This is a genomic window from Bacteroides sp. AM54-2NS (assembly GCF_003602935.1).
In the GTDB taxonomy this organism is placed as follows: Bacteria; Bacteroidota; Bacteroidia; order Bacteroidales; family Bacteroidaceae; genus Bacteroides; species Bacteroides xylanisolvens.
Map to the genome: position 1 here is coordinate 66,753 of NZ_QTMZ01000004.1, position 24,512 is coordinate 91,264.

At 39.7% G+C, this 24,512-nt stretch carries 11 protein-coding genes and 4 pseudogenes; 6 read left to right on the forward strand and 9 right to left on the reverse strand.

The window, feature by feature from the left end; genetic code table 11:
• Positions 1-2 precede the first annotated feature (2 nt).
• Positions 3-2,563 (forward strand): annotated as a pseudogene (locus DXA05_RS03650) (hypothetical protein).
• Between the two features lie 190 nt (positions 2,564-2,753).
• Here the strand turns inward: DXA05_RS03650 and DXA05_RS03655 are convergent.
• The 9 genes and pseudogenes from DXA05_RS03655 to DXA05_RS03695 all read right to left on the reverse strand — a co-directional run bounded on the left by DXA05_RS03655 (position 2,754) and on the right by DXA05_RS03695 (position 17,866).
• Positions 2,754-4,172, reverse strand: coding sequence for a glycoside hydrolase family 28 protein (locus DXA05_RS03655; RefSeq protein WP_087318144.1), 1,419 nt, complete (start codon positions 4,170-4,172; stop codon positions 2,754-2,756).
• A gap of 135 nt (positions 4,173-4,307) precedes the next feature.
• Positions 4,308-5,993: an arylsulfatase gene (locus DXA05_RS03660; protein WP_087318143.1), complete on the reverse strand. Its 1,686-nt coding sequence runs from the start codon at positions 5,991-5,993 to the stop codon at positions 4,308-4,310.
• A 37-nt stretch (positions 5,994-6,030) separates the two neighbouring features.
• Positions 6,031-7,383, reverse strand: a complete 1,353-nt coding sequence (locus DXA05_RS03665) for a sulfatase-like hydrolase/transferase (protein WP_087318142.1) — start codon at positions 7,381-7,383, stop codon at positions 6,031-6,033.
• 220 nt (positions 7,384-7,603) lie between these two features.
• Positions 7,604-8,623 carry a DUF4973 domain-containing protein gene (locus DXA05_RS03670; RefSeq protein WP_087318141.1) on the reverse strand — a complete coding sequence of 340 codons (1,020 nt, stop codon included), beginning with the start codon at positions 8,621-8,623 and terminating at the stop codon, positions 7,604-7,606.
• A 20-nt stretch (positions 8,624-8,643) separates the two neighbouring features.
• A pseudogene (locus DXA05_RS03675) lies at positions 8,644-10,690 on the reverse strand (RagB/SusD family nutrient uptake outer membrane protein).
• Positions 10,691-10,705: 15 nt separating this feature from the next.
• A pseudogene (locus tag DXA05_RS03680) lies at positions 10,706-13,809 on the reverse strand (SusC/RagA family TonB-linked outer membrane protein).
• A gap of 12 nt (positions 13,810-13,821) precedes the next feature.
• Positions 13,822-15,327, reverse strand: a complete 1,506-nt coding sequence (locus DXA05_RS03685) for an IPT/TIG domain-containing protein (RefSeq protein ID WP_008024180.1) — start codon at positions 15,325-15,327, stop codon at positions 13,822-13,824.
• A gap of 17 nt (positions 15,328-15,344) precedes the next feature.
• Positions 15,345-15,869 carry a DUF1793 domain-containing protein gene (locus DXA05_RS03690; RefSeq protein WP_128858818.1) on the reverse strand — a complete coding sequence of 175 codons (525 nt, stop codon included), beginning with the start codon at positions 15,867-15,869 and terminating at the stop codon, positions 15,345-15,347.
• 8 nt (positions 15,870-15,877) lie between these two features.
• Entirely contained in the window at positions 15,878-17,866 is a 1,989-nt protein-coding gene (locus DXA05_RS03695) for a DUF4965 domain-containing protein (RefSeq protein WP_128858806.1), read from the reverse strand.
• A 535-nt stretch (positions 17,867-18,401) separates the two neighbouring features.
• On the opposite strand from DXA05_RS03695, the gene DXA05_RS03700 reads away from it, so the two are divergent.
• From DXA05_RS03700 to DXA05_RS26990, 5 genes and pseudogenes are all read left to right on the forward strand, one after another.
• The gene (locus DXA05_RS03700; protein ID WP_008024175.1) at positions 18,402-19,685 is read left to right on the forward strand and encodes a site-specific integrase; all 1,284 of its coding nucleotides are present in this window, start codon (positions 18,402-18,404) and stop codon (positions 19,683-19,685) included.
• 713 nt (positions 19,686-20,398) lie between these two features.
• A pseudogene (locus DXA05_RS03705) lies at positions 20,399-21,010 on the forward strand (DUF1793 domain-containing protein); the annotation flags it as partial.
• Positions 21,011-21,077: 67 nt separating this feature from the next.
• Entirely contained in the window at positions 21,078-22,880 is a 1,803-nt protein-coding gene (locus DXA05_RS03710; RefSeq protein WP_225450165.1) for a family 43 glycosylhydrolase, read from the forward strand.
• A 72-nt stretch (positions 22,881-22,952) separates the two neighbouring features.
• Positions 22,953-23,333 carry an IPT/TIG domain-containing protein gene (locus DXA05_RS26985; protein WP_284515398.1) on the forward strand — a complete coding sequence of 127 codons (381 nt, stop codon included), beginning with the start codon at positions 22,953-22,955 and terminating at the stop codon, positions 23,331-23,333.
• 1,057 nt (positions 23,334-24,390) lie between these two features.
• A complete protein-coding gene (locus DXA05_RS26990; protein ID WP_284515410.1) occupies positions 24,391-24,501 on the forward strand; it encodes a hypothetical protein in 111 nt (36 codons plus the stop codon).
• Positions 24,502-24,512 lie beyond the last annotated feature (11 nt).

Below are 24,512 nucleotides of genomic sequence, written 5' to 3' on the forward strand. Positions count from 1 at the left end.
TCATGAAGAACAAACTATTCATACTGATACTCATTGTATGTAATCTCCTGACCGCGTATGTGTCAGGAGAAGTACCTCCCGCCAAGGTTGTATTCCAACAATACATGAACCAGGCACAAACATTTGCCAACAACTTTCCACGGGAGAAGGCGTATTTGCATTTTGACAATACGAGTTATTACGTCGGAGATACGATCTGGTTCAAGGCTTATGTCACTCTTGCTGAACAACAGACTTTCAGTCAGATCAGTCGTCCTCTATATGTAGAGTTGGTAGACCAGACAGGGCATATAGCAGATAAACAAATCATCAAACTGACACAGGGAGAAGGAAACGGACAATTCATTCTTCCCCCTTCCATGTTATCCGGCTATTACGAGGTACGTGCCTATACCCGCTGGATGCTTGCTTTTAATGAACCACAGTACTTTTCGCGCACTTTTCCTATTTATCAACTGACAAATAGTGATAAGCTGGAACGTAGTATCACGACTTACGAACTTAGTTCGTCGATGGAGAACCGTCCGTCGGAAACAGAGGAGAAGTTAAATGTACGCTTTTTCCCTGAAGGAGGACAATTAGTGGAGGGGGTGACTTCGCAAGTGGCTTTCAAGGCGGAGAGTAAAAATGAAGGGAATATCGAATTATCGGGAACGATCTATACCAAAGAAGGGGCAGAAATCACTTCTTTCGAGACTTTGCACGATGGAATGGGGCGTTTTGAATATACGCCTTCAGCTCAACCTGCGATTGCTAAAGTCGATTTTCAAGGAAAGAAATATGAATTTACCCTTCCACAGGCATTGCCTAACGGGTATGTTTTGAGCACTGTCAGTAATGCCGGTGCCCTTTTGGTGAGAGTTTTCTGTAATGCCGCTACTCCTCAAGATACACTGGCTGTATTTATCAGTCATCAGGGACGCCCGTATGTTCATCAATTGATTAGTTGCCGGTCGGATGCTCCGCAGGAGTTTATTCTACCCACCCGTAAGCTACCGGCAGGCGTACTGCAAGTCAGCTCATCAACCGGGCAGGCAATACATTGTGCGAACGTTTTGTCTTTGCCAATCCGCGTGCTCCCCTGCAAATATCGACAAAAAAATTGAAAGAGGTGTATGCTCCCTACGCTCCCATCCGTTGTGAATTGCAAATAAAGAATGCTAAGGGGGAACCTGTGTCCGGAGAATTGTCGGTCAGCATCCGGGATGGTGTCCGGTCGGATTATTTGGAGTATGACAACAATATTTTCACTGACCTGCTATTAACCTCCGATTTAAAAGGATATATCCATCAACCCGGTTATTACTTTGCGTCTCCGTCTCCGCGGAAGCAAACCGAACTGGATGTTTTATTGATGGTGCACGGATGGCGTAAATACGACATGAGCCAGGCCATCTCTACCGCTCCTTTCACTCCGCTTCAATTGCCGGAAACACAATTAGCACTGAACGGGCAGGTGAAATCAACCATTCTCAAAAATAAACTGAAAGATATTGCGCTTAGCGTGATCGTAAAGAAGGACGATCAATTCATAACCGGAGGAACCGTGACCGATGAAAACGGCCGTTTCAGCATTCCGGTGGAAGATTTTGAAGGAACGACGGAGGCAGTGATCCAAACCCGGAAAGTCGGTAAAGAACGTAATAAGGATGCTTCTATCCTGATCGACCGTAATTTCTCCCCCGCTCCGCGGGCTTACGGCTACAAGGAGCTTCATCCGGAATGGAAAGACTTGGCCTACTGGCAACAGAAAGCCGAGAGTTTTGATTCTCTATACATGGATTCTATCCGAAAGGTAGAAGGACTTTATGTATTGGATGAGGTGGAAATAAAAAGTAAACGCCGGCAAGGAAGTAATATGGCTACTAAAATCAATGAGAAAAGCATCGACGCTTATTACGACGTACGCCGTTCTGTAGATTTATTACGTGACAATGGGAAGATTGTCACAACTATTCCGGAATTAATGGAAAAGTTAAGTCCGCAATTCGATTGGGATCGTAGCAATGACAAGCTTACTTATCGGCAGAAACCGATCTGCTATATCATGGATAACCACATTTTATCCGAGACAGAAACTCAAATGATGTTGACCGAGGTGGATGGATTGGCCTCTATCATCATCAGCAAAGGAACAGGAGGCATCGATGACGAGATTATCCAAAACACCAAAATGTCCGAAGTTACCGATAGTACGGGAGTGGATATCAGCAAACTGGATAAATACAGTGTTTTCTACCTGATTCCCCTACCCAGACGCGATGTGTTGAATAAAAGTCAGAGTGCCGTACTTGGTACCCGACAAACCGTTATCCAGGGATATACCCGTCCTTTGGAATATTATTCTCCTGCCTACCCGACCAAGGAATTGTATATGGATAAAGTGGACAAAAGACGGACGTTATACTGGAATCCATCCGTACAAGCTGATGAAAATGGAAAAGCGGTGATTGAATGCTATAATAATCAATATTCCACTCCATTGATTATTCAAGCGGAAACGCTGGGAAAAGATGGACAGATAGGAAGTATGAGGTCTTCTACCATTGGACAAATAGAATAATATTCCTTACTACAAAAGTAGTAAGTATATGAACAAGAACATTCTGAAAATTCTCACTTTTCTATCCTAACAAGAGTAATTCTCTCTTTCAAAAAGGCAACTAACTCTTTGCGAGCTAGTTGCCTTATATTTTTAATTCAACGAATATCCCATTACAAGTATGTTTGGCACTTAATAATGACAGTATATCTTATAAAACACGAAGTTTCTTAATCTTTTTCGCTTCTGGTTTTTCCGGTAATTTTTCACCATTTACTCTCACATTCTCGAAAATAATATTCTCACCATTCTCCAAGCGATAGTCCGACACAGCCTTATCTACGGTGATATTCTTCAACGTAATGTTTCTTATAGGTAGTTCCGGGAATCCAGCCATGGATATAGCACACTCATTCGTTTGCCCACAAGTTACGTTTTCGACCGTAATCTTGTTGAACAAGGTAGGATGAAATCCCGATCGCTCTCCCTTATAATTCGGTTCTACGCGAACCAAAGCTGTGCGCACCGAGTCAGCCTGTATGTTGCGAACATAAATATTTTCGATATATCCCCCTCTGTCAAGATTCGATTTGAAATAGATGGCATTCGATGATTTAAGGATACTAATATTTTCTATAAATACATTACGTACACCTCCCGATATTTCGCTTCCGATACATACCCCGTTTATTTTTGACCAAAAGGTGCAATTGCGAATGACGACATTTTCAGTAGGCTGTCCAATACGCCAAGCATCATTATCCCGTCCCGACTTAATAGCAATAGCATCATCGCCCGTGGAGAAAGTACAACCTTCAATCAAAACGTTGCTGCATGATTCAGGATCACAACCATCGTTATTCCGATTATGACTGTCAACCGTTACATCACGAACAATAACATTGTTGCAAAATATCGGGTGGATCACCCAGAACGGTGAATCTTTGATTGTGATACCTTCAATACGCACATTTGCACAGCCATACGGTTCGATAAACCCTGGACGTAATCTGAAACCCTCTCCAAATATACGCCTGTAAATAGGCAGGTTTTCACGTCCCATTCGTCTTAGTATTTCCTTGTCTATATTCTGATTATCAGCCCAGGCAGAAAATTTCTTGGAACCATTGCCATTTATCGTGCCTTTTCCAGTCAAAGCGATATTCTGTACATGATAAGCGTAAATTAGCGGAGAATAATTAAACAACTCCGTACCTTCCCATCGTGTAATTACCGCGGGCAAATAATCTTCCTGGTTACTACTAAAATTCAAGATAGCACCATCTTCCAAATGGATATTGACATTACTCTTAAATACCAGCGGTCCATTCATATAATAAGTTCCTGCAGGTACAATTATTCTACCGCCGCCTTGATCACTACATTGTGTTATAGCCTTATCAAAAGCACCTTTGCAAGGCATTCTCCCATCTGCTACAGCACCAAAATCAGCAATGTTGTATGTCTTATCAGGAAAAGTCACCGGATTAAGTTCTGCTACTATTTTGTCCGCTATATCCCAAGGTGAACTTTTTGCTGCAAGATTTGCTGTATTTGTCACTATTAAAGTAAACACTATTAAGAAACTCTTCTGCATCTGCATATCCAAATTATTATATGGAACTTTCATTTGTACTTATTTTTATTCCCAAAAGAATAAGATCTTTAGATATATCAATGAGGATGAATGATTCTTAATCAAGAACAACCTCATCCCCATTATTCATTCAATGTTCTATTCATTCCGTTTTAAATGGAATGACAGTTATTTCTTTTTCTGTCCCGGGTAAGGTTCTACCATGCAACGCTTAGCCCATGCTTCGTAGGCTTTTGACATTTCTGCCACCTTCTCCGGATATTTAGCAGCCAGATCATGTTGCTCGCTCCGGTCTTCATTCAAATTGTACAATTCCCATTGAGAGTTATTTTTCGGGCGAACCAATTTCCAGCCATCATTGGAAAGAAAAGCACGTTCGTTGAAATGTTCAAAACCCAGATAGGCGTGTCCCTTGCGATGTCCGGTCTTGAAGATAGGAAGCAAGCTCTTTCCTTCCATTGGAAGAATATCATGTCCTTTATAGGTAGTTGGATATTCAGCATCCGCTAAATCGACACAAGTAGCCATGATGTCCATCACATGACCTATTTCAGATGTCATGCCACCCACGTTCTTTTTAATTCCTTTCGGCCAATGAGCAATCATCGGAGTACAGATTCCTCCCTCATAAGATTTAGCTTTCCAAAAGCGGAATGGAGTATTCGCTACATTAGACCAACGGGCTCCCAATGAAGCGTATGTAGTCTGTGGTCCAGGCAATACTTGTTTATTACGCGGGTAAATGATTTTCTTTCCATCACGAGTCATATCCGGACGGTCGTTCTCTCCACCAGACATGTTCTGGCAGTCTTCGTTACTGCAACCATTATCAGACAAGAAAAGAATCAGTGTATTATCAAGCTGTCCGGTCTTTTTCAAAGCCTCGATAATTTGTCCAATACCCTGATCTACACGGTCGATCATTGCAGCGTGAACGGCCATCGCACGGGCATCCCATTCTGCATGTGGATTGTCTTCCCATTTGTCATGAAACTGACGTTCGGACAAAAAGTTATCCATTCCCGGGAAAATACCCAACTGCTTTTGACGTTCATAACGGGCATTACGGATAGCTTCCCAACCTACTTTATAAGTATCCTTATATTTCTCAATATCTTCAGGAAGTGCATGCAGCGGCCAATGTGGTGCTGTATAAGCCAAGTACATAAAGAATGGTTTATCATCCTTTGCATATTCTTCCACTTCCTGCACAGCGCGGTCAGAAAGAGCTTGGGTTATATAATATCCTTTGGGTACTTCCTTTATAGGCACTTCACCTTCTACCAGACTGAACGGATCAAAGTAATCCACCACTCCATAAATTACTCCATAGTGAGAATCAAACCCACGATTGACGGGATAATGACATAAATCAGAGAATGTATCATGGAAGACACGGTGTGCCAACCATTCGCGTTGGTCTTTACGGAGTGGAGTCTCTGCAACATGCCATTTTCCAACCATACTGGTGGTATATCCTGCTTCTTTCAACACCTCGGCAATAGTAACGGCATTGCGTGAGAGTGTTCCGCGATAGCCCGGCAAGTGAGCATCAAAGGTCATTCGTCCAATTCCGGCTTGGTGCTGATAAAGTCCCGTCAACAGGGAAGCACGAGTCGGGCAACTACGACTTGCATTATAGAAATGATTAAAGCGTACTCCTTCTTGTGCCAGTTTATCCAAATTAGGAGTATGAATCTCGCTACCATAGCATCCCAGATCAGAATAGCCAAGGTCATCTGCAAGAATTACCAAGATATTAGGACGTTTGTCCGATTTCTTGCCTTTCGCCTCTGCTGCAGAATGGCCAGCAACCATCAAGGCGGTCGGTAATAGTAATAATTTAGAATTCATAAAGTTTAATATTGGTTTATAATTTGTTTTCACTGTATTACTCTTTTCCTTTGTCTTTGTTTTCCGCAAACCATTTACATACTTTTTTGCTCAACTTAGCTACGACTTCCGGATGCGACTGCGCCACATCGTTCTTCTCGAATTTGTCTTTTTCAATATCGTACAGCTGTGCATCGCTTCCATCGCTATTTATCAATAGCTTCCAGTTGCCACTGCGTATAGCCAGATGAGGACTTCTGTCGTTTGCATTTCCCGGTTTCTTAAAGAATTGGTTTCTACCGAAATCCCACATCAAATCCGTTTTACGTTTAGCTTTCGATTTACCCAAAAGAACTTTATCATAATTTTGTCCGTCTCCCTGATAACCTTTCTCTGTTTCAATTCCGGCTATCGCACATAAAGAGGGATATAAATCGACAGCACACAGTACGCTCTCATTATTCACTTGTCCAGCCTTTATTTTCTTGGGGTATTTTATAAGGAACGGCATACGAATTCCACCTTCATAAAGGCTGTTCTTCGTTCCTCTTAAATAGGCAGCACGAACGGATTGGAAACTGGGCGCCGGTCCATTATCACTAGTGAAAATCACGATTGTATTTTCCGACAATCCCAACTCATCCAATGCTTTGATAAAACGTCCGATCTGTTTGTCCATTTCAGCAAGAACAGGGATGAAGGCTTCTTCTGTGTTCCAGCTTTTGTTATCCTTTTGCTTAAATTCCGGTACCCAAGGGGTATGCATATCATCCGGCCAGAGATTCAAAAAGAAAGGCTGATCTTTATGACGTTTAACGAAGTCGATGCTCTTGTTTACAAAGTACTCGGTACGTCTCCAGCGTTTTACGCTGTCTTTGGCCGACCATATCCAGTTTGTAGCAGTGATTGCAGGTTCAGGGTCCGGACTTTCATACGTTGATATATATTCGTCAAAACCATAATTCTTAATAGAAGGTGCATTGTGCACGTCGCGTCCGCCTCCCATATGCCATTTACCTATATGCCCGGTAGCGTAACCTGCACTTTGGAAAGCACGTGCCATGGAAGGATTCTTGTCACTCAAAAAGTTACGCTGTTCACACTTCTTGTTGCTGGCTTTATTATTTAAAAAGGTATTAATTCCTACTTCAATCGGGAATTTGCCTGTTGTCAATCCGCAACGTGAAGGTGAGCTGACCGGTGCGGATGAATAATACTGATTGAATAACAATCCGTCCTGCGCTATCTTATCAATATTCGGAGTAGGAACAAACTTACCTCCATAACAACCGATATCTCCGATTCCCATATCATCTACATAGATGACGACCACATTGGGTTTTGTCTCTGCCTGCATACTGGCCACGGGTAATAAAGCTCCCAACCAAGGCAAATGTTTTTTGATGTTCATAATTATTCTGATTTAATTAACTATGCTTTTTGTCGGTTTCGTGTGACTGACTTATGTAGCAAAAGTAGAGAAGTTTTTTAAGAGAAAGGGAAAAATACAAATCAATAAAGGAAAAAAACAGGTAAACAGAGATGAGGAACAGCTAATCTAACCCCATATATAAACAAAATAAGGAAGACACTATTCCTAATATCTTCCCTACCTCTACTCATTTATAAGATTACCATTCAATCTGTTGATCTTCATCCGGAATCTGCGTATTGATATTCCGTTGAAGCGTCATGCTTCCTTCTACTCTATACTTGATAGGAATAACTTCTGTACCACTTCCACCATAGGTAAAATCTTGAAAATCGTATTCAAACATAATTTGAACATAACGACGTTCCAAGTAAGGACGGGTAGCGTCCATTATCGATGTACTACTGTAGATAGGTGTTCCTATCAGTTTGAATTCCATCTCGTTTGTTGGATCGTCCGGCTCCATATCCAATGTTCCATCCTCTTTAAAATGTACATTAATTTTATACTTCTTACGTATGTCTTTATCCATATCCTCATTAATCAGACCTGCATAAAAGAATACGGAATTGTTATCTATCACATATCCTGTACGCTTGTTCGTCGTTCTCGCGTTGTTGTCAGGCTTGCCATTTATATAGGTGTACACTTTCATGGAAGAAGCCGTGTACGAACCGGAATAATCATTAAAAGGCACTACTTTCAACAAAGCTTTTGCATAGTTCTTACGCGGATGACTCTGATAATCAGAGGCTCCATCATCAACAATGGTCAATGGTAAAACCCATTTCTCCAACATATCAATGCCTTGTAGATTAAAATCTATATTCAATTGCTCTACACACGAACCGGCAGGAATATGTACTGTTTCGGGGAATTCGTATTTATCTTCCTCCATTTCCGTATACCATAATTCCGGACGATAAAGACTAAAACGCTCAATATTCAGTGTTTCCAGCGTATCCTTATCCACTGCTATACGTATATCTCTATCTTGTCCATTCACTGTAGAGCCACTGACAATGATAGGTAGCTGATAAGTCACCTTTCCATTGTCCTTATATCTTACATAAATGGTAGTAACACCATCACCTCCTGAAGCAATAGGCGCTTTGAAAGACACATATTGTTCATACTGTTCATCTTCCCACTCATTATTGCAAGCGGTTCCCAAGACGATGACAGCCAATAAACTTAAGCATATATATATTTTTTTCATATCATATTCTTATTAGGAGATTAATCATTGTACGTCCATCCCGGATTCTGCGTCAACCGTTTATTACGTTTCACTCATCATGGCTGATAGGCCAGAAATAGAGTTTACGCGAGAAAGCAGTAGGTAAGTCTGCAATTTCAATCGGAGTATAAAATTGTTCTCTCTGCTCCTCTGTGTCCGACATATAGAAATTACATCCGTAATTTTTCTTGGACTCTTCCACTTCTGCATCTTTCCATCTACGTAAATCAAAATAGCGCTGCCCTTCGGCCATAAGTTCAATTTGACGTTCACGTTTCAACTTTTTGCGGAATACATCCCGATCCTGATATTCCGACATTGTATAATCAGGCACACCTGCACGGCGACGTACTTGCCTGATACCTTTTTTCATTTCATTAATATCACGGCTAACGGAATAAGTAGTAGATCCATCCCATGACGAAATGTCGTATGAGGAACCGTCTTCCAGTTCATTCAGTGCTTCAGCATAAATCAACAGGATTTCGGCAAAACGAATGGCAGGCTCTGCTTTCGCTTTGATTTCCTTACGATTCGTGTCATCCGGATGCACATATTTCATGATACCGATCCCGGATCGTAAATAGACACCAGTACCGGAGAAACCGTCTGTATTGATACCGTAATAATAGTTAACTTGTTTCTCAACGTCATTTTTATAATCAACTGTCTCTGCATTTTTTAGTAAAGGCCACACGCAACCATTGAACGAAACGGAAGCATAGAAACGCGGTTCACGCCATGCATACTCTTTCCACACCCCCTTCTTTAAATGAGGATATGTTCCTGCTTCTCCTTCCTTTTTAGTCACAAAACGATTTCCAACCTGACAGGTATCCAAAAAGGTTTGGCGGTTAAACTCCGAGCCATCATACATATAGTAAGCATCACACATCTTTATTGTCATACCATAAGCATTGCTTCCATTACCTAATGTTCTCGGCATTTGAAGTTTCACCATTTCAACCAAACTGTTCCCCCCTTGGTTACGTCCACGGCTGAAAATCAGCTCCGGATTCTGATACATCGCTAACGCACCGTTGAAAACCGACCGGTAAGATTCGTAAGGATCTATATCACTATAACCACCTTCATTCCATGTTTTTGTCGAGAAATCACCATCCTGATAAGGAGCAATGGTAGCAGGATATCCAGGTTCGGCAATATCAGTAGCCTTCTTATGATAAAGCTCATAACGACGTCCGTTATTTTCCCCGGGAAGTTCCATTACATCTCTGGCCGCAGCTGCTGCCTTTGCCCACTTATATTCATTATATTCTTGAGACATCAGACAATTTCCATCATAGTCTACCATATCCGAAAACTTATCTGCCTCCCCCGGACGTGGGTTATTAATAGGCTTGCCGAATACAACAACGCTCTGGCACGAGCCGCCAATGCCGCTCCGCGTGTAGGACGCGCGCCCTGATTAAGAGCTCGGTTCAGAGGCAAATCTTTGGCAGCCAAGAGCATCTCCGATTCGATATACTCTACGCATTCATCATACGAACTACGTTGGATGGCCAAATCATCATAACTGGCAGTATAATCCAGTCCTTCATCAGGTAACAAAGGCACAGGACCATATTTACGCAACAATAACCAATAATAGTAAGCACGCACAAAACGTGCCTGCGCCTTCAGATCGGCCCTCTCCTCTTCGGTAAATTTCGTGTTCATATCAATATGCTGGATAAAGATAGATGCTTGACGAATACCTTTATAACTTTCACTCCACGAATGCCGATAGCTTTCATCGTAAGTACCAGTCTTGAACTCCTTATACACAGCAAGACTATTACCTCCAAAATAGATATCATCGGCAAAATTAGTGATGGTATTCAACATCATAGATACTTCCAAATTGTAACCATTTAAAAAGGAGTAAGCATGCGCCAACCATTCTTCTGTATTTTCTTTATCAGTAAATACATCCTCCAAAGAACGACGGTCTTTAAAATATTTATCAGAGTCGAGTTTATCCGCACAAGCAACAATAATCGCACTCAACGCAATACCAATACACAGTTTATATATCTTTCTCATTTTTCATGTATTTAATTAGATATTCACAGTCAATCCCAAAGTAAATGTCTTGGCAAGTGGATACTTCTCTCCATTAGTACTTCCCATTTCCGGATCCCATTCTTTAAATTTAGCAAACGTCAAGAGGTTTGTACCGATAAAAAATACGCGTATTTTATTAAACCGTATTTTGTTCACGATTGATTTAGGCAATGTATAACCTACCTCCAATGTCTTCAAACGTAAATAAGAGCCATCTCTAAGCCAGAAAGTAGAAGCTCTATAGTTATTATCGTTCCCTCCATAACTAAGCCGAGGATACGAAGCATTTGGATTCTCATTAGCAGGAATGCCCAATGTAGCTGCCGTCTCCGCATCAACATAGCGGTTTTTCACCAAATTTGTCAGAACATTTCCCCATTGACTGCCACTAAAAGCGTATACTGTAGGACCATTAATGAAAAACGAAGACTTGCCTGCCCCTTGGAAGTGTGCATTGAAATCGAACCCTTTCCATTGTGCAGAGACACCAAATCCATAAATTAAATTCGGTTTGGTTGTCGCACCAATAGCCACTTTGTCTCCGTCATTAACAACGCCATCTCCATTGACATCTTTATATTTGATGTCACCCGGTTGTACTTTTCCCCATGCTGTCTGCTGAGGACTATTGCGTATATCATCGTAATCTTTGAACAGTCCCAAAGCAATTAGTCCCTTTGCCTGATTCACCCGGTAACCTGCCTCCTTTTGATAAGGGTAAACCGCATTCATTTCATCTTTCTCCAAAATTTCGTTTTTGCTGTAAGTGAAATTACCGCGAACAGTCAGATTAACCTTTCCTATCTTCTGTTTGTAAGCAAAGTTACCGTCAAAGCCTTTCGACAGAACACTTCCTACATTAGCTTTCGGATTACTATTCACGCCCACAATACCAGGTAAATATTGACGTTCCATATAGATTCCGTCGCGCTGTTCATGGAAATAATCTACAGTAGCTGTTAACTTATCATTAAATAGAGAAAGGTCCACACCGGCATCGTGCTTGGTTGCAATTTCCCAAGTAACATTGTTGGAGGCTAATTGCGTATAGTGCATTCCTGTATAGACATTGTCCGGAGAGCCATAATCACTCCAAGTCCAGCCATTTCCATCATCTTTGATAGTATATAAATAGGGGAAACGATGTACAGTATCGCCTATTTTAAGTTTATCACTACCAACCTTACCATATGAATAACGCAACTTAAACATATTCATCCATTTCAGATGTTTTTTTATCAATTTCTCTTCCGCTATGTTCCAAGCCAAAGAAAAGGCCGGGAAAAAGCCAAAGCGATGTCCGTCTGCAAAATTCTCCGAACCGTTGTAGCCGAAATTGAAATCTACGAAATAACGATAGTTCCAGTTGTAGTTGACACGTCCCGCCAATCCCATGTGTCGTTTGGCAACACCATTTTTTACATCTGTACCAATATCAACTGTAGTCCGGTAAGCGTCCTGAGTATATTTCAATATTGCACCCACATGATGTGCTTTGAACGCCCGATTATATTGTAAAAATGCTTCTAAGAATTCACGACGCTCACCACTCGAAGAACTAGTCTGTTCCATAGGTTTCTCAGCATTTTGTTGCTTAAAAACCAGATTCCCGTCATCATCACGGTCCCTTTGAGCACGCCAAGTTTCCGGCATTCTGATGCGGTTTATTTCGCTCTGGTTACTCGTATCAAACCCGAAACGTCCCTCAAAACGTAGACCTTTCGTGATGAAATCCAACTTTTGCTCCAAAGAAATATTGGTTTGAATTTTATTGTTCCAGATTTCCTTATAACCACTCTGTGTAGCAAGCACCCAAGGATTATTGCGATTATCGTCCGTTCCGTGTGAGGGAATATAACCGTTAGAGTACATGACGGGAATACTGATCGGGCTCTGTCCCATTAAGGAAGTCCATACGTTAGCACCTTGTCCCGGTGCATTACGTTTTTTCAAAGAACCAGATACTCCCACTTTAACAAGTGTACTTTTAGTAATGTCTATATCTGTATTCAGACGATAGTTCCAACGCTGGCTACTGGGATTGGTATTATAATCCTTGCGCATAGCCTCATCCGTCTTATACATACCTTCCTCATTAATATAACTGAGAGATACGAAGTAACGTGCCGTGCTACCACCACCACTCATATTCAGATTGGCACGATAAGTCATGGCTCCATCCTTCATCAGCACATCCATCCAGTCCACATTCGGATACAAATCCTGATCAAGCCCCAATCGCAAGATTCCATTTCATCATCCTGATACATTCTCTCCTGATTACGCGTAATCCGCGCTTCATTCATCAGCATAGCATAACTATAGCCATCCGCAAATTCGGGTGTGATGGTGCGCGAATTATAAGAACTTTCCACCTTAGCATTGATTTTGATCTTACCTTCCTTACCACGTTTAGTAGTAATCAAAACCACACCATTTGCACCGCGAGAACCGTAAATTGCTGTGGTAGAAGCATCTTTCAATACAGTAAAAGACTCAATATCTTCAATGTTAATTTCATCCAAATCACGTTCAAAACCATCAACCAGCACCAATGCAGCACTATTGGCACCAAAAGTGGAGATACCTCGAATCCAGAATTCAGAAGTGTTCACACCCGGTTGTCCGGAAGTCTGCATAGCAAGCACACCCGACACATTTCCCGCCAGTGCGTTAGAAAGATTGGCTGTAGGGTTAGATTTCAAAACCTCGACATCTACATTCGTCACGGCACCAGTCACGGTCAACTTTTTCTGTGCACCAGTTCCCGTGATTACAACCTCATCGATTTCCTTAGCTTCCGATTCTTTCATTGATATATTAACCAGATTCTGACGTTTCACCAATACCTCTTGCGTATCGAAACCAATATACGAGAATACCAAACGAGAAAATTCCTCAGTTTTAATCTTGTAGCGTCCGTTGATATCTGTTATTGCACCTAAACCCGGTTTGTCCTTCACTGTCACATTAACACCTACCAATGGTTCTTTATTCATGTCTGTCACGACTCCTGTCACCTCAATCGTTTTTTCTTGTGCAAAGAGAGAAACTGAGACTAACAACAAACAAATCGTAATAAATTCTTTTATTCTCATGCGTTCTTCTTTTTATTGATTTCCTTGGTTCTGATTATCATCGGATGCTTCTATGCTTAAATCGTCAGAGGCTTGTTCCCTAGCAATCTTCCGAATCTTATGATTTCCCCAATCACCTACATAGAAAGTCTTTGTAGCCTCATCGTAGGCTAAAGCTGTCGGTTGATTAAAACGTGCTCTTTCACGCACCTCCCCATTTTGCTTACCCCATTTATAACTGGTTGAGGAAGCGGAACCACGTCCGGCAAATGTAGAAACCACTCCATCCGGAGTCAACACTCGGATACAATGATTCTCTCTATCTGCAAAATAAAAGTCATACCAATCAGCTTTATTGGCAGCCTTGTACTCCTCATTAAGAACAAAAACACCTTGACCGGGCCTATTGATACGTGCATTGATACCAACAAGATCTTTATAATCCGCCTGACCGGATTGTCCACACACAATGTACGGCGTCACTAATTTTTTTGTTTCATCATCATAATTGGAGCGAAGTATATAATGCGATTCATGCATTATGATATACACATATTTACCTGTTGGATGAGGAACCATACTAAAGTCAACGGTTTGGTTAGGTACGCTAAATGCCAAAAGATCATCCAGCCCTTCTCCTTTAGGAACTTCCGGATTGTTATTATAACCGTTCTCTTCAAAATTATATCTGTACACTTTACCCTCTGCACGATAATTGAAGTAAAGTTCTCCCGTTTGCGGAAGGACCATAGAGCCATTGCAAGCATTACCACGCGTCAAAGCTACCCAACTAGACTCTTTGAAATCTAGTCCGTCCACACTACTTCCACGCTTTAAGATAATGTTGTTTCTATTCTTAGAATTACCAGTCTGAGGAGTAGCCAATACCATATCACCATCATTAGTCCATGTAATAGTAGTTGCACGTTTAATGTCATTCAATTTTTTAGAGTAGATCATTTTCTTTTCCAAATCCAGTATCCTTAAAGGTCTTTCATTATCATTTTGAGACAAGTATAGGATATTAGTATGTTGAGGATCGAAAGAAAACCAAAAAGGATAATCAATCTTTCCGCAATTATCAAACGGTCCAGTCTCTACAATATCGCCCTGACCCAATTCATCTACATCACCACATAAGTCTGTCACCACCAATTGTGGTTCATACTGGTATTTTTCAGGCAATATCACAACTTGCTCACCAACTTTCACTTCTACAGTTCCTTCAAAACAACTCTCCGGTGTAGAACAATAAATGCTAGTACCTTTAGCACTGATAACAATCGCATCCTTTCCACCTACCTTAACGGAAACAAGAGAAGGATCTGTGCCAAAATTACTGCCATAGATAATCATCTTTTTCTTTCCACCTCCCGACTTGGGTGTGAAATCAGTTACCTCTACTGGCTGATTCGGATCATAAGGTGCTGATGTCTCGTCTTTGCTATCTTTGCAGCCAGTAAAACAGACTGCAAAAACGAATGCCAACATCATACACTGTAACCCTATGCTCCCATGTTTCATAGTTTTACATTTCATAATACACTAGATTTAAATTATTGATTATTCTGAACTTTATCCATTAATACCTTCATCCAGTATCCTCCAATCACCGAACGAGCTCTAAAGCCAACCCATCGTCCGCTGTCTGTATGGTGCCAGTCACTGATAGGTACACGAGAGACTGTTTCATTGATATATTTATAGACAGGATCAGAGAATTTCTGGAAAGTTTCCTTATCTGATGACATAGCTGCTGTCCACATGATCCAGTCGGATTTTGTGTATTCTTTACGAGAGTCCAGAGGAAGCCCGTAAGGATTCTGCTTGGTCAAGTAATAGTTTATTTCTTTTCCGATTACATTATTAGGAAATAAATTCAGATTCCACAACTTATCCCAAACCATATTGTATTTTTGGCTCCAAGTATCTTTACGGTCAAAAGCCAGGCGATAATGACTACCTTCATTTGCCATTTCTTCCCATTTCACCGCCATTTTCTTGGCTATAGCCGCATATTTGTCTGCTACATCATTTAATCCGAGCATCCGAGCCATTTCGCTGTATCCGGCCACTCCCATGATGGCTTTCACTGAAAGATTGGCATTATGAGCCAATGTCCGGCGAAGTCATCCGTGCAAAGTTGGTTTTCCGGGTCCTGTCCATACTCTACTAAATAATTAGTCCATGTCGTTAGAATGTCCCAATATTTCTTAGCATAATCTGCATTACCTTCAATTTTCGAAATAGCTGCAGTTAGAATCACCATATTACCACTTTCTTCAATCGGCATGTCACCACCATAAACTTGTCCATTAGCTATTGGATAAGTGCCAAGGTCATGTGCTGCGAAAGGTTTATCCCAGCGACCGCTAGCACTATATTCAAAGATACTAGTCATCATTGCCTTTTGTAAATCAGGATTATAGACCAAAAACAGGGGAGCAGACGGATAGGTCAGGTCGACTGTATTGATACAACCATTACTGTTATTCTCTTTAGAGAACCACATCAGATTGCCTTCTTTGTCTGTAAATAGTTTGTGAGCAGAAATAACTTGGCGATAGGCTGCAGAGCATATTTCTGCATATTTTTTACCACCTGCTTTTTCTGCATCGCTATAAATAAGCTCATCAAGTGCACGACAACGCTCCATGATGGATTGATAGTTGTCTCTTAGTTTTTCGAAAGCATCAAAAATCGTTACTTTACCATCATGCTTCCAATATCCCATACGTTTCTCATACATATATTCAATGGAATAAATGTCATCATAACCGATCATCAAGAAACCATCTTTACCATCTTTGGTAACAGTTCCAAAATTATGTACATAAGCCATTGCAGGAGTATTTTCTTCCCGACGAGTAATCCATTTGGTCTTACTTGAAGCTAAAGTTCCATTTTTAACAAAAGCTTCCTTCATTCCGCTATAGTCACCCAAACTTATAGATTTTCCTGCTCCATTTACACTACCAAGATATACATATCCCCAGTCAGCACAAATCAAATCACCTTTACGATCACATATCGGCTGGTTGATGGTGCCAGCTTCTACATAACTAATACCATTTTTCGATAATGTACGTGCAATAGTAGGCTGAGTAGTCTCATTCACTGCTAATACCGGAGTCGTTTCTATATAGAATTGTACATCATGCTCTTTTTTATCAAGAGGACGCACGCGATAGGAGATGTAGTTAATCGGAGTTGACAACAAATCCAAGTCATCTATCAATTGAGGCGCTGTAAATACAACATCTAATTCGACAGGTCCGCAGGTGAATGTATAGTAACTGGAAGTGGCTAGTACATCTACCGATTTCTGTACAGCCTCATTTTCAAATGTTACTGCATTTTTCTTTTCACGATATAAACCAAAATCCACATAAGATCCTCCAGTTGTGTTATGACAATGCGCTGCAATCACATTTTTGCCATTACGAAGTTTTTTCTTGGCTTCATCTGAAAGTTTTAGGTTTACATTATTCTTCCATACGAGATCTGTAGCAACCAGTTTTTCTCCATTTAAATATAATTCGAATACATCGTCATGAGAATAAATAAGAAAAATATTCTCTGTTAAATCCAAATCATTTATTTCAAATGTACGGCGGATATAAATATCTGTATTATCTCCTTTCCATTCTGTGCGAACACGTGGCATATCACGGCTACCGAAAGCTGCTTTACCTTTTTTCCAACTACTATCATCAAACTGGAATTCTTGCCATCCATTTGCTGGTTGACTATTAGTATATGCAGCCTCCCAACGTTCCACATTTGTCATGGGAGCAATAGGTATTAGAGCTACTTGATCTTTACCTAGGAAACGATACACTTTACCATCTACGCGTAAAGCCCCTACTAATGGCTTCTTAGCTGTAGTCCAGTGTTCTGTACTTCCTTCCATTAATTTATCATAAGGAGACCAGATAGAGAAGTGAGGATCTGAAACAACGATAGGTACCGATGGAGTACGTAGCGCTACCTCTTTTACTGGTTTAAATAAGTTGCCGGTTTGAGCATTTGCGAATAAACCGACCGAAAAGGCCATTACTGTTAGTAGTTTCTTCATAAATATTTTCTAATTAATCTACAATTTTAAGGTTACCCATCTACAATCTTGTTTACCTATAAAGAAAAACAAACCCTACGTTTTCTTTTATTTCTCTTTTTACCTTCTTACTATTACCTTTTAAATGCAATCTTACCTTTCTTATCGCTATACCTAAATAATATATTAAAATCAGTACTGTCGAATATTTATAAATGCTAGAGGAAAAGTTTATATAGAATTGTGTGTTTCAGGTAGGACCCAGGAATCATACAAATCCATTTGTTTTCCATAGTATTTTATTTGTAACGCTACAAAATAATGGAATTAATGCTAAAGATTAGGAAAATCTGTGTTCAAGAAAGGACAAAATCTATTCTTTTTTCATGTTTCGAATGTTTTTAAAGTGTAAAATTAGTCTCCTACAGTGTGATTTGAGTAGTTTTTTTCCTTTTTGAGCAATATTTATCCACTTTTTTTTAAGATAGTACAATGTTTTTGGAGGTTCTAGCTTTTAACGATAAGATATTGCTCATTTCGGATAGCTTTTGTAACTTTGCAATACGAAAGCAATACAGATTTTACTATCGCAAAATATACTCCATATATTAAACCTAGGTACGTCACTCGAGAAGGGACTACTGTCCTTTATGTTCGATATAACTACAATCGGACTAAGCGTACGCTCATCTCTACTGGATACAGTATTAAACCGGAACACTGGGATTCTAAAAAGAGATGGATTAAGCGCGCTTGTCCAAACTATGATGAAATTGATGCCTGCCTGATTAGAATAACGTCCAAGCTTGGAGAAATTCTTACATATGCTAAGATAAACGGAATAAGTCCAACCGTAGATTTTGTTTTACTTGAATTAAAAAAAAATAGAGAATATGAATTACGTCCTAATCGGGTAGATATATTTGACGCATTAGAAAGATATATTACAGAAAAAGCTCCAGTTGTTTCTGCAGACCAAATAAAAGACTACCGAACACTTCGTAAACATCTGATCGCTTTCAAAGAACATTCATCGCAGCCAATTACTTTTCATAACCTGAATCTTATATTTTACAATGAATTCATGGATTATTTATTTTATAAGGTTATAAAGCCTGATGGAAGTGTTGGTTTACTCACTAATTCTGCAGGAAAAATTGTACGTTTGTTAAAGGGATTTGTTAATTATCAAATAGATAAAGGAGTTATTCCCCCAATTGACTTGAAGCATTTTAAGGTCGTAGAAGAAGAAACTGATGCTATTTATTTAAGTGAAAAGGAACTTTCAACAATACATGAGTTAGACTTGTCAGATGATAAGCAATTGGAAGAGATTAGAGATGTTTTTATTACTGGGTGTTTTACAGGACTACGATATAGTGATCTCTCAACATTAAGTCCCGAACATATTGACTTAGATAATGAGATTATAAATCTCAAACAGAGAAAAGTGCATAAAGCTGTCATAATTCCTATGATTGATTATGTACCGGAAATACTCAAGAAGTACAACTATGATTTACCTAAAATTCCTAGATATATATTCAACGAAAGGGTTAAAGAATTAGGGCGAAGAGCAAAACTAAAACAAAAAATCGAAGTTGTTCGCAAAAAAGGAAAAGAACGGGAAAAGAGAGTCTATGAAAAATGGGAGATGATCTCTTCTCATACTTGTCGACGATCGTTTTGCACAAATATGTATTTATCCGGCTTTCCTGCCGGAGAGCTTATGCGTATATCCGGACATAAGAGTCCATCTGCATTCATGAGATATATAAAGGTTGATAATCTACAGGCTGCAAAAAGACTAAAAGAACTTCGAGCTAAACTTGCCAGGTAAAGATTGAAAGATTTTATCTTAGTTATTTCAAATTATGTTCCATTTTTCATGTATGCAGAAGAATTAAGATTCTATTGAATTGCTAAATAGAAAAAAGAAAGTCACATTTACATCATATATATTCCTTTTATTGAATATATATAGCATAATTCTTTATAAATATGTACTTTTTCCTACTATCAAAAAGATGTTTTGATATAATGAAACAAGTCGTTGGTTTAAAAGGAACATCTCCTACCTTTAAAAGAAACTACTTATTGGTTTAAAATAAACCACACTATGGACTCCTGAATGGGGTTCTAACATCTACTTTCCTTATTACCTTAAGCTATCACACAATAACATTTCTCTGCAAAATAGCATAAAAAGATAGATAAATCATTCCAGAAGGCTTTATTTACGTCGAATTTATTCAACAAGAGCAATTATTCAATCTATTTGATTTTTAATATCTTAAAATGCTGCTAGTTTTTATGTCATAAAAGAAATTACATGGATAAATGGAAAAAGAGAGAGGAAAAATATTCATTTTTTCAGATTAGTCCATTTCTCATCTTAGACTACCACTACATTTATCCATTAACTTTTTATTTATTAAAAGTCTGCTCATAAGTTAGAATTTTGTACTTCATTTAATAGCCATAACAACACAAAGACAATACAGACCAAAGATAATTATCTGTATTTCAAATGATTAATAAATAGTAATTTAGTTTGGACAGGACCCAGAGAATCAACTTTGTACAGATGATTTTGCAGGCCATTGGGCCCACAATGCCAATCTTTCTGTAAAAGCTATCATGGGGGTAGCTGGATACAGCGAAATGGCTCGTATGCTCGGATTGAATGATGTAGCAGACAAATATGCTTTAATAGCCCAAGAAATGGCGATGAAATGGGAAAAAATGGCAAATGAAGGCGATCACTACCGTTTGGCTTTTGACCGTAAGAACACTTGGAGCCAAAAGTATAATATGGTGTGGGATAAGTTGTGGAATTTGAACTTATTCCCTAACAATGTAATCGAAAAAGAGCTCAATTATTACCTGACTAAACAGAATCTTTACGGACTTCCTTTGGATTCCCGCAAAGAATACACCAAATCCGATTGGATCATGTGGACGGCAGCTATGTCATCAGACAAGGAAACTTTCCAGAAATTCTCTGATCCTGTCTATAAATATATTAACGAGACAGTATCTCGTGTACCTATCAGTGACTGGCATCATACTGATAGTGGTAAGTGGGTTGGCTTCAAAGCACGCTCCGTGATTGGAGGATACTGGATGCAAGTGTTAATGAATAAATTGAGTGGTAGCAAGTAATTTTCTATTAGGGAGTGATATTATGTGTAACTTATCTACTGTATCAATTCTTCGATGGAATCTAGTAATGCTATTGAGCACACTATTCTGGTTTTCCTGTTCGACAAGCGATAATAATGAAGAGTCGAATGGAAAAGAAGGAGATGAGACTAATGTATCTGTGTATTTACAACAGAATGGATTCCAGAATTTGAATCTAGTGCCCGACCAGAATTTCGTTTCATACAATGTGCTTGTTTGCAAGAGTACCCTTTTGAATGGAGAGATATCTGTTCGATTGAAAACTTGGAGTGACAGTGAATTGAAAGCTTATAATTCTAACAATGGAACAAACTTTCAACTGCTTCCAGAAGATCTTTATCAGCTAGAGGAAATGTTAACACTGAAAGCGAATGAGAAACAAAAAAGTATAGAAATTCAATTTCATTCCTCTGAAATCTTCTCAAGATGGAAGAGGGAAAAAACTAATTATGTACTCCCTCTTCGGTTAGAAAGTGCATCGGTTAGCGCTCAAGAAAACAAAAGAAATTTACTTCTTACGATAGATGTCCAAGCAGCTATTGTCAAGTTGGAGAGTATTAGCGGAGAAATACTATTAAACCAAGAAAAAGTAGAAGTAGACATTAAATCTTATTATGATTTTAGTGGCACAAACCAGAGTACATTTCATTGTACGTTAAGTGTTGCACCAGAGGCTGTACAGTTGGTAAATGATTATAATGCAGCTCATGGAACATCTTATGAGTTGCTACCTGATGACTCGTATACTCTTGGTGGATTGACTTATTCTGCAGGGAATAATCAAGCTTCTACGAAATTAACTATTCAATCAACCAAACTACATCCTACGTACTATCTACTTCCTCTGTGTCTAACGAATGCCGATAGCGAAACAGTGTTAATAGATAAGTCTGTCCGGATATTGACATTAGTGCGTGGTTATTGCAATCCGATTATTGCTTTTAGCGCACCAGATCCTACAGTAATTCGTGCCCAAGATGGTTATTTCTATCTCTATGGAACAGAGAATACTCGAAATGTTCCTATTTATCGTTCCAAAGATTTGGTGAATTGGGAGTATAAGGGTACAGCTTTCACGGATGCTACTCGCCCCACTTGGGGTGGCGACCACAATATTTGGGCACCAGAGATACGTTATTTCAATAATCATTATGTGCTTTATTATTCATGGGCTATATGGGGAGATGAGTGGAGAAGTAATGTAGGAGTTGCTGTGTCAGACTCTCCTCTAGGACCATTTATAGACAAAGGGTGTTTGATCGACTCGAAAGTGATTGGGGTACAAAATTCTATTGACCAGTTCTTTTATGAAGACAATGGCAAAAAATATATGTTTTGGGGAAGTTTTCGGGGTATCTATGCTACAGAACTCACGGATAATGGTCTGGAAATAAAGAAAAAAACGGATGGAACCCCAGTCCTGAAGAAGCGTATTTGTGGAAATCGTTTTGAAGGGACCAACATATACAAACGTGGAGAATATTATTACTTGTTTGCTTCCATAGGAACTTGTTGTAATGGAGCAACCAGTACATATCAAACTGTGGTAGGGCGTTCAAAGAATGTGCTTGGACCTTATTTAGATAAGACAGGAAGGGATATGTTGTATGATTATTGTGAAATCATTATGAGTGGCAATGAAACCTGGGCAGGACCTGGACATAACTCCATTCTGATTCAGGATGATGTAGGAACTGACTGGATCATTTACCACGGTTACAAGAAGAAAGAAGCCGAAAACGGAAGATATGTTTTAATGGATAAACTGATTTGGAGTAACGATGGATGGCCTTCCGTCAAGAGTAACGCACCTTCCATCTTGGAAGTGGCACCCTACTTTCAGAAATAAATATCCTATACAGAAAAACAAGTAACACTTATTGCTTATGCGATTTTATTAACATTTTTAATCTAATTTATTATGAAACAAAAAGTAATGAAAGCCTGTTTGGGCATTTTATGGGCAATGTTTACATTGACCACTTTTCTATTACAGAGTTGCGATAATGGAAAAGAAGTCACTCCGGCTCAAGGAAGTGGTGGCAGTCCCTTTAATCCGCAGCTTCCTATTAGTGTCAAGGAAATCAGTCCGACTAATGGTGCTGCAGGTCAGAAGGTTCTTATTTATGGAGAAAACTTCGGCAATGACCCGTCTCTGATAGAAGTCACTATCGGCGGACAGAAGGCGCCTGTGGTCAACGTACAATCAACTGTCATATATTGTATTGTACCAACGAAGGCTTATTCGGGTGAAATCCAAGTAACTATCAAACAAGGAGAAGAAATCTATCAGCCGAGGTAGCCGAAGTTAAGTTTGAATATCAACGCCAAGTGGTGGTAAGTTCCTTGTGTGGTGCAACTAGTGAGCAAGGTTCCAATTCAGCAAAAGATGGTCCGTTTAATGATTGTGGCTCCATTACGAATCCCTGTTTTATGACTTGGGACCCGGAGGACCATAATTTGTTATATGATGCAGAAGACGCAGGAGACGCTGAAGGTGTAGGACAAGGTATTCGTTGTTTTGACTTCACAAACAAGCAGGTCTATACAATGATTCCCAAGAACTCATTTGTAGGCTCACAGCGTTGCCGAACCATTGATTTCTATAAAGATGACAATGGAAAATATCACATGATTGTAGGATTAGCGCAAGGAAATGTTAATAGTACGGCTGTTATGATGTTCGATCGAATTGAAGGAGGAACGAAGCCGTGTGGGTTCACGTGGGGCAATGGAAGGGTGATCGCACAGAACCAAGGATGCCAAGCTGCTGCAATACATCCTACTACTGGCGACCTCTACTTCTCCAATTACCAGAACAGTCTGCTTTATCGGGTAAAGAAATATGTTATAGAGGAATTTGCAACAGGAAAGAGAACAACCCCTGTCAGACCTGGTACAGCAGATGATGCCGCTCAAACAATATTAAAAGTGCAAGACAAAGAATGGGAGTTCAATATTATGATTCATCCAACTGGTAAATATGCTTATTTCATGGTCATCAATCGCAATTATATTCTTCGCTCAGATTTCAATGGGGAAACCTTTACCGCTCCCTATGTCATTGCAGGTGTTAATAGTAACAAAGACACTTATGTTTATCAGGATGGGGTCGGTAATCAGGCTCGATTCGGTAATCCCTACTCTGGTGTATTTGTAAAGAACCCAGAATATGCCGGAAATTCGGATGAATATGACTTCTATTTGACAGACAGGCATAATCATGCCATTCGTATCTTGTCTCCTTTGGGTCAAGTGACTACCTATGCCGGACGTGGTAGCGCTAGTTTGAATTCAACCCATGGGGGTATGCAAATGGTCGCTTACGAGAAGATGCACGTTTTAACCGGCCTAAAGGAATTGCGTGGGATGAGCGTGATAATACGATATATGTGGGAGACGCCAACAACTATCGAATCAGAAAGATTGGCCTTGAAGAAGATGTGCCTGAAGAAGATATTAATGAATAAACACCGTATAA